The organism is Nocardia sp. NPDC055321, from assembly GCF_053645575.1.
In genome coordinates this window covers 1-8953 of sequence record NZ_JBSHMS010000062.1, presented here as the reverse complement: position 1 = coordinate 8953, position 8953 = coordinate 1, and the positions used below count along the sequence as shown (strand labels likewise).

Genomic DNA, 8953 nt, shown 5'->3' with positions numbered 1-8953 from the left:
CCCCTGGGTGGGGGTGCCGGCGGGCCGCCGCGCCCCCGCCCCCCCCCCCCCCCACGGCTCGGTCGTGGATCGCCCCCGCCGCTCGGTATCAGCCGAAGGTCGGGCTGATCGTGAGTTCGGCTCCGCTCCGGGTGGATTTGCCGTGTACACCCTTCTGGCCATCTGGCCGGCCTGTACCAGTTCGACATTGGTGAGCGTCTTTTCGGAAGTGGACATTCAATCCCGACCGGACGGATCCTTTTTGTCGACTCGGGGGCTTTCGCCAATTCTTCTGAATGCCTTCTCGGGAATACGAGTGGTCTCGATTGGGAACGGTAAATTGTAGGGGGATTTGCGGCGGTGGGTAGTGAGATCGTTTCGGGTGCCGTTGCTACAGGGGTGCGCCGGGCCACCATCGGTCGCGGAGCGCCGTGCCGGAGGTCAGGCCGACCACCTCGATGCCGCACGACGAGCGGTTGCCTCGGTCGAAGTCGATCAGGAGCAGGCCCCTGTCGTTGTATGTCCCCCAGATGATTCGCCCGGTGCCCGACGGGCGCTGCCATTTCTCGTCGCCCTCGACGCGCATACCGGTGAGCGGTTGCACCATGTATCTGTCGTGCACGCTCACGCAGTTCATCGTGAGTCGCTCGACCGGAGGCTCGGAGGCGGTGCAGCCCAGCCAGAATCTGTTGCCCAGCTGTTCGTCCACGTTCGCCGGTTGTCCCTCGCGGTTCACCGCCGCGCATCGAATGCCCAGGTATCCCTGGACATCCCGAGACTGCGGCAGCAGGCCGGTGAAGTAGGCGACAGTGTGTTCGTAACTTCCCCACGAGGTCGTCGCGGCGTTCTTCACCGTGGTGGTCGTCGTCCCGGCCGCGGCGGAGCTCGAGGGTGCGGCCACGGGCCCGGGATCCCCGGACCCGTCGCTGATCATCGTGACCGCAACGGTCACCAGCACCGCCGTCGCGACGAGTGCGAGTGCGGCGAGCGCGACCGGCAGTCTCCGGTTCGGCCGGGGCACTGCGGGATCCGGCGGTGATCCCAGCAGCGCCGCCCGCGTCGCGGCCGCCAGCTCGCCACAGGAGGCGAACCGATCCGCCGGGTTCTTGGCCAGTGCGCGAACGAGTACCGCGTCGATCTCCGCGGGCAGCGCGGGTGCCCGGAGGGTGACCGACGGGGGTGGCGCGTAGAGGTGGCCGCGAACCGTTTCGTCGACGGTGTTTCCCGGAAACGGCGTTGTGCCCGTGAGCAATTCGTACAGCGTGCAGCCCAGGGCGTACACGGCAGTGCGCGCGTCGATCGCCACCCCGGCCAATTGCTCCGGTGCGGTGTACGCGACCGCCGCGGGCGTTCCGGCGGATCCGGGGTCTCCCGCGATCCCGAAATCGGTGACGAAGACCCGGTCCGGCTCGCCCGCGGGGGATTCGATCAGGATATTGGCGGGCTTCAGGTCCCGATGCAGCACCGCGGCCGCCGCGGCCGCGTCCACGCCGCGCGCCACCTGGTCGACGATGTGCACCACCCTCGTGATGGGCAGGGCGGCGGGACCACGCCGGATCAGAGCGGCAGCGTCGACGCCGTCGACGAATCGCATGGCGACCCAGGCCCGGCCCTGTTCGATGCCCCGATCATGCACCGCGACGATGTTCGGATGATCAAGCCGGGCAACGGTTTCGGCCTCGCGCAGGAAGCGCGCTCGCGCCGCCGCCTCGGATGCCGACAGTACTTTGAGGGCATCACGCCGCGGCAACCTGGGATGGGCGGCCAGGTAGACCGATCCGGACTCGCCGAGCCGTGACTCCACGGTGTACCCGGCGAACACCGTCCCCGGCCGCAGGTCGCCGTTCACCCCGGATCACGCTGCAGCAGTACGAATTGCGCGGCGATCTTCTGCCGGGCCTGTGCTTCGTCACGGCTGTGGACCAGTGCGATGTACTGCCCGGCCAGCAGCCAGCAGGAGTAGTTCGAGGAGGTGTCCACCGAGGCGAGGTTCCGGACACACGTGGCTTCGGGAATCCCCTGCGGTGGGGGGACCGGCTGGAGGCCCTCGCCGACGCGGAAGTTCTCGGTGAAGGTCCGCCGCGCCACCGTCGCGGTCGCGTATCGGAGCAGCCGGGAGTTGCCGCCGAAGGCATAGGCCTCGGGACGGTCGATCCCCGGCCGCGGTCCCAGTAGCTGCACCGCGTGTGGTCCGTAGACCACTCCGCTCGGCTGCCCCACCGCATCCCATCCGGCGTTCTCGCCGTTCCCGGCCTGCAATATCTCCGGCGCCGGCCAATGCCCGGGGTCGTCGGCCACCAGCCGGCCGAGCATCCCGTCGCGGTCGGCGCGCAACGTCGCGATGTCGGCGGTCGCGGTGGGCCGGAAGTCGGCGAGTCGCGTGCGCTGCGCGTCGAACGCGCGCCCGGCGAGGGCGGCCATCGCGTTCACATCGGTGGCGGTGTGGCCGACGAGCAGGCTGATGACGAACGAGTCCTGGGCCATGGACGCGGCCAGGGTCGGCACCGTCGGCCGCCAGTGCGCGTGCGCCTCCGGATGGCCCGGGATGGGGACCGCCGCGTTCTCGGTGCTGACGCCCGCGTCGGCGGCGTCCATCTCGGCGGCGGCCAGCCGCGCGGAGTCCGCGTCCGGGAAGCGCAGCAGGACAACGGTGAGCAGCCGGTTGGCGCCCACGACCGGAGCGCTGCCCTTGCTGTCCATTCCCACGGTGCTGAAGCCCGCGAGCATGCCGCGCGCGGTCAGTACATCGCGCACCGGCGTCGAGAGCATGCCTCGCGTCTTGGCGGGGGTCGGGATCGCCTGTGCTCCAGAGCCCGTCGGGCCGAAAGCCAGCGCCGGGTCGGCGGCGGGGGGGTCGATGACGGCCTCACCCATGCGCACCGATTCCACGACGCGTCCGCGGGTTTCGCTGGGCCCGGTGGGTTCGGTCAGCGGGGCGATCGAGTAGAAGCCGACGTCGAGGCCGGTCAGGTCCGCCGTCTCGGGCAGCGGAGTGCCCGGCACCACGCAGCCGCACAGCAGAGTCGTGAGCGCGGCCGCGATCAGCCCGGACATGCCCGCGCGGCGACCTCGCCGGTGTTCGATCGCCCTACGCCGGTGCATCGGCCCACCACCTGTCGCGAAGTTCCACGCCGGAGGTTTTGCTGGTGGCGCGCAGATAGCAGAAGTTGCGCGCCGGGTTGTCGAAGAAGACCTCGAGGTAGCCGGCGGTCGCGTTCATGACCGTGGTGTACGTACCCCAGCGGGCAAGGCCGGTGCCGGTCGGCCGGGTCCAGTTTTCCGCGCCTTCGGCGTCGCCCGTCGCCGGCTCCGGTTTCATGATCGACCGATCGAGGTTGCAGTACACGTCGACGACGAGGACGGGGTCGCCGTTCCCGCCGCAGCGGATGTTGGAAAGCTTCGGTGATCTGTCGAACGGGGCGTTCCCCGTGTCGAATTTGGGCTGACAGAGGGTGAGTTCGTCGTGGCCGGAGAGGTCCGGCGAGAACGGGAGCAGATCCGGGAACGCCTCGGCCACATACGTGTACGCGCCCCACTCGGGCGACGCCACCGGCGGAGCGGTCGTCCGCGGCAGATTGGGCGCCGCCGCCGCGCTGTCCTCACGGCTCAGCGCCAGCGTCACCACACCCGCGACCACGAGCGCCACCGCCAGCAGGGTGACCCCGAGCAGGTGGAAGCGCGCGGGCGGGGGAGCGCCCGAGGTCGCCGCGGGGACCGTCGCCGGACGCGCGGCCCCGGCGAGAAGCTGTTCACCCGTTCCGATTCGGTGATTCGGCCCGGTCGCCGGAGCCGACTCGCGCTCCGGGACCGGCAAACCCGCTGCCGCCCACGCCGCGTCCGCGAGCGCCCGGCAGCTCTGGAACCGCTGATCCGGGTCCTTCGCCATCGCCGTCGCGATCACCGCGTCGAAACCCGCCGGTATCAGCGGATTTCGCTCCGTGGGCCGGGGTGGCGGCTCGTGCAGGTGCGCGTAGATCACCGCGCCGGCGTTGCCGCGCGCGAACGGCACCGTGCCGGTGAGCATCTCGAAGAGCGTGCAGCCCAGTGCGTAGATGTCGACCCGGTGGTCCAGCGGGTCGGCGCGCAGCTGCTCGGGCGCGGCGTAGCCGAGGGTGGCGGTGATCGCGCCGTCGGCGCCGATGGTCGCGGAGTCGTCGGCGGGGCGCGCGATGCCGAAGTCGGTGACCAGCACGCGATCCGGGCCCTCGGGGGAGGTGGCGACCAGGATGTTGGCGGGCTTCACGTCGCGGTGCAGCAGGCCCGCGCGGTGGATCTCGTCGAGTCCGCGCGCGGCTTCGGAGAGCACGTGCAGCATGCGGGGCGGTGGCAGCGCCTGCGCTCCACCCTTGATCAACCCCGCGAGATCCACGCCGTCGACGAACTGCATGGCGATCCAGAGGTGCCCGTCGTACTCCCCGCGATCCCGGACCGCGACCAGGTTCGGATGCTGCAGCCGGGCGGCGACCTCGGCCTCGCGCAGGAACCGCGCGCGGAACTCCTCGTCACCGCGATGGGTGTCGGCGAGCACCTTGAGCGCGTCCCGGCGCGGCAGCCGCGGATGGTGCGCCAGCAACACCGTTCCCATGCCGCCGCTGCCGAGCGTGCGTTCGATCCGATACCCCGCGAAGGTCGTGCCTGCCTCGAACACAGCGGGCCTCCCCTCCCAACTGGACAGCAGCGCGGCAACCAGCTGGCTACCTGTAAAGCTGTGCTGTACAACGATTTACGCCGCGACTATAACAGCGCGGACCGCCCGGACCGGCTACCGCGTGGATGCGGTGGACCGTCCCGCTCCCGGGGCGGGACGACAACCGCGGGCGAAACGGGTGGTGAGAAAGCACACAGCACGGTCCCCAATGCCGACTTTAAACTGTTTGCGAGTTTCGGTCGCGACGATCGAGCCTGGGTGGGGCGCGTACCGTGCGGGTCCCTTCATCGCGTGTGGGCCTTGTCATAGGAGTGGATCCAGTTTTGAGCAGCGCCTTTCGCCGCCGCATCTCGCCCACCGAACGTCTCTACCTCGCGGCGCGGGAGGTGCATCCGCACTTCCTGATTCAGGTGGCCGTCGAGGGTGACGGCGCGCTCGACGCGGACAAGTTGCAGCACGCGGTCGAGGTCGCGACGCGGGTGCACCCCGGCGCGCGGCTGGTGCGCTCGGGGACGGACTGGATCGCGCGGGGCGCGGTGCCACGGGTGCGGGCGGTGGCGAACACCGTGCTCGATTACGACCGGCTGACCGAGGACGCGGTGCTCAACGCCCCGATCAGCCGCCCGGACTACGTATCCGAGGCGCCGAACTGCGAGGTGGTGCTGCTCACCGCCGACCCGGTGACCGTCATCTTCCGTGCCTTCCACGGTGTCATGGACGCCAAGGGCCTGCAGATGTGGGCCGCGGACGTCTTCCGGGTGCTGCGCGGACAGACCCCGGAGGGCGCGCTGGACGCCACCACCGATCAGGAGTTCGCGCTGCGGCTGGGCATTCCCGGCTCGCCGGTGTCCACCGTCCCGAACTTCCGATCGCCGATCGGGCACGGCGCGAAGATCGCGGGACGCCCGTTCCTGCTGCGGCATCGCGAGATTCCCGGCGTCAGCCCCGCCATCGTCGCCCGCGTCGGCGAGATCGTCACCGCGGCGACCGGTTCCCGCGCCCGGCTGATGATTCCGGTGGATCTGCGCCGCCACGACCCCGAGCTGCGATCGACCGCCAACCTGACGCTGCCGTTGTTCCTGGACACCGAACCGGGCGAGAGCTGGCGCGAGATCAACGCCCGCATGCTGGCCGGCCTGATGCGCCGCGACGAACTCAACCAGATGAAGAACCCGGGGCTGGAACAGGTTCCGGTGCCGATCGCCAAGGGCATCATCCGCACGATCGACAAGCTCGGCAGGCGCACGGGCCGAAACCTGTGCTCGGCCATCGTCTCGCACGCGGGCAAGGTGGTCCTCGACGACTTCGCCGGACCGGACTTCACCCCGACCGCCGTGGTCGCGATCCCCGCGCACACCGGACTCGCCCCGATCAGCTTCGCCATCGTGGAATCCGAACGCGCCACCGGGATCACGGTGTCCTGCCGCAACGGCGCGGGCGTGGCCGAGCGGCTCGAATCGCTGCTCGACACCATCGCGCGCGAACTCGGGCAGGAACCGGAGCTCACGGCCATCGGGACCGGGACCGTGCTCGCCCTCGAGGCGGCGAGCACGAGTGCGGCCGTCGTTCTCGATCCGCTGACCGGCCCCGAGTTGACCGGCCGCGAAGCCACCCTCGTCGAGCTGTTGCGCGCCCAGATCGCCGCGCGCCCCGGCGCGGTCGCGATCACCGGCCCCGACGGGTCGCTCACCTACGCGCAGCTGGGCACCCGCTCGGCCGCCGTCGCCGCCGCGCTGCGTGATCACGGCGTCCGGCCCGGGGACACGGTCGCCATCCTGGCGGGCCGTACGCAGGCCGGCCTGATCGGGCAGTGGGGCATTCTCGAAGCGGGCGCGGCCTTCCTGCCGCTGGACCCCAGGCACCCGCGCGAGCGAATCACCCAGGTACTCGCCGACTCCGGCGTTCGCCTGTGCCTGGCCGAGCGTCGTTTCGCCGAGATCGCCGCGGACACGACGCCGGTGCTCGTCCTCGAGGACCTGCCCGCGGACGGTGCGGACCCGGTCGACGTAGGCGTCGAGCCGGGCGACGTCGCGTACGTGACCTACACCTCCGGATCGACCGGGCGGCCCAAGGGCGTGCGGGTGACCCACGACGGTGTCGTGCACTACCTGCGCGCGGCCCTGGACTGGTACGAGCTGACCCCCGCGACCCGCTACGCCCACTACCACACCCCCGCGGCCGATATGGCCTGCATGGCAATGGTTTCCCCGCTGATCGCCGGTGGCGCCGTGGTGCTGGTGCCGGGGGAGATCAACCACCTGACGCTGTCGGACATCCTGGGTCCGGACGGCGCGGACACCCTGTTCCTCACCCCGAGTCTCGCCGAAGTGGTCCTGCGCCAGGACATCACACCGGTGGGCATGCGCACCGTCGTCCTGGGCGGCGAGCAGCTCAGTCACGACCTGCTGCGCCGGGTGCGCGAATTCTTCGGCCCGCGGGTGCGATTGGTCAACAGCTACGGTCCCACCGAGGTGAGCCTGGTCTGCGTCTCGCAGATCCTCACCGGCGTTCCCGCGCCGGACGCCACCGCGGTGCCGATCGGCCTGCCCGCCCCCGGCACGACGGTGTACCTGCTCGACGCCCAGGGCCGGCCCGTGCCGGACGGCAAGGTGGGCGAGCTGTACCTGGGCGGCCCGCAGGTCGCCGCCGGCTACCTGCACCGGCCCGAATTGACCGCCGAGCGGTTCGTCACCGTCGGCGGCGAACGCACCTACCGCACCGGAGATCTGGTCCGGCGGCTCGGTGACGGCACGTTCGAATTCGCCGGGCGGGTGGACGATCAGGTCAAGATCCGCGGCAATCGGGTGGAGCCCGACGAGATCCGGTGCGTCCTCGAGACGCATCCCGCGCTCGCGGCCGCAGCCGTCGTCGGCCGCCGCCGCGCCGAGCACAGCGATCACGTGCTGGACGCCTTCGTGGTCATCGCGCCGGGCGTGCCCGCGGGCGAACCCGGTGATCAGGAATTGCGGGACTTCCTGGCCGAGCGGCTCCCGGTGTACATGATTCCCCGGGCGTTCCACCGCCTGCGGGTGCTGCCGCTGACCAGCAACGGCAAGACCGACCGGCTCGCGCTGGTCCGGCTGGCCGAGGGTGGGGCGGAGGCGGTGCCGGAGGACTGGTTCGAGGTCGCGCCCACGAGCGAGCCGGTGTTCGACGACTCGTCCGAGGTCGCGGCTACGAGCGCGCCGGTGTTCGAGGACGCCACGAGCGGGCCGATGTTCGACGACCCGTTCGAGGTCGTGCCGACCTCGGTGCCGGACCGCGATTCCGGTGCGTTCGCCGGGGACCCTGTCCTGGACGGCGTCGCCGACATCTGGGCGCGCGTGCTGCGGCGCGAGCGCGGCGAGCTGCGCGCGGACTCGGACTTCTTCGCCCTGGGCGGGGATTCGCTGGCCACGGTGGAAATGCTGGCCCAGGTGTCGCGCCAGATCGTCGGCCCGGAGGCCGAACAGGCCTTCGTGGCCCAGGTGGAGGGTCTCATCCACCATCTGACCCTGAATCGAGTGGTCGAGGCCGTGACGGTGGCGGTCAGTGCGGGAGAACAGCGGTGATATTCATCGGTAGCGGCTCGCTGCTGTGGCGCGCGGTCGATTTCGCCCTCGCGGCCGGGCATCCGGTCGATCTGGTGGTGGTGCCCGCCGGGCAGGAGGCCACGGTGGGCGCCCGCGCGGTGACCGTGCGCGCGGTCGCCGACGTGAACACGATCGCGGACGAGGTGGCGGCCGGATCTTCGGATCGGATCGTGTTCTCGGTCAACAACGCGACCATCCTGCGCACACCCCTGTTGGACAAGGGTTTGCGCATCTACAACATCCACAACGGCCTGCTGCCCCGCCATCGCGGGCTGCCCGAGGCGGCCATCGCGCACGCGATCCTCAACGGCGACACCGCCTACGGCGCGACCCTGCACGAGATCGATGCCGGGGTGGACACCGGAGCCGTCCTGGACGCCGAGAGCTTTCCGATCTCGGGCACCGACGGTTTCCAGGACATCATGCTGCGCGGCCTGCGCGCCTGCACGCTGCTGTTCGAGCGCAACCTCGACGACATCGCCGCCGGTCGCGCGGTCCCGGTGCCCCAAACCGGCGGGGCCGGCGGCTATTACGGCCGCAAGGCCCTGGACGGGCTGCGGGATCTGGCCGATCACCCGGACTTCTCCCGGGCGACGGATCTGGGCATCTTCGCCGCCTTCTACCCCGAGCTGGCCGCCGCGGGCCGCGCCGCCAGTTTGGGGGGGCGGGGCGGGGGCGGGGGCGGCCGGCCCACCGTGTGCCGGTGGGGTTTAAAAAAAAGAAGCTGGCGGCGAAGTTTGCGGTGTTGATATCG

Annotated in this window: 5 protein-coding genes; 2 read left to right on the top strand and 3 right to left on the bottom strand. The window is 70.8% G+C overall.

Annotated features, from left to right (window positions below; all coding sequences use genetic code 11):
* Positions 1-370: 370 nt before the first annotated feature.
* From ACWIGI_RS41450 to ACWIGI_RS41440, 3 genes are read right to left on the bottom strand one after another with little or no spacing between them, the layout of a single operon-like run.
* Positions 371-1828, bottom strand: a complete 1458-nt coding sequence (locus ACWIGI_RS41450; RefSeq protein WP_454209182.1) for a serine/threonine-protein kinase — start codon at positions 1826-1828, stop codon at positions 371-373.
* Positions 1825-3033, bottom strand: coding sequence for a DUF7373 family lipoprotein (locus tag ACWIGI_RS41445; protein ID WP_454209181.1), 1209 nt, complete (start codon positions 3031-3033; stop codon positions 1825-1827). Before ACWIGI_RS41445 ends, ACWIGI_RS41450 begins: the two co-directional genes overlap by 4 nt.
* Before the next feature lie 34 nt (positions 3034-3067).
* Positions 3068-4627, bottom strand: coding sequence for a serine/threonine-protein kinase (locus ACWIGI_RS41440; protein WP_454209180.1), 1560 nt, complete (start codon positions 4625-4627; stop codon positions 3068-3070).
* 323 nt (positions 4628-4950) lie between these two features.
* Between ACWIGI_RS41440 and ACWIGI_RS41435 the strand changes: the two genes are divergently transcribed.
* Positions 4951-8178, top strand: coding sequence for a non-ribosomal peptide synthetase (locus tag ACWIGI_RS41435; RefSeq protein WP_454209179.1), 3228 nt, complete (start codon positions 4951-4953; stop codon positions 8176-8178).
* Positions 8175-8948: a formyltransferase family protein gene (locus tag ACWIGI_RS41430; RefSeq protein WP_454209178.1), complete on the top strand. Its 774-nt coding sequence runs from the start codon at positions 8175-8177 to the stop codon at positions 8946-8948. Before ACWIGI_RS41435 ends, ACWIGI_RS41430 begins: the two co-directional genes overlap by 4 nt.
* The last annotated feature ends 5 nt before the right edge of the window (positions 8949-8953 follow it).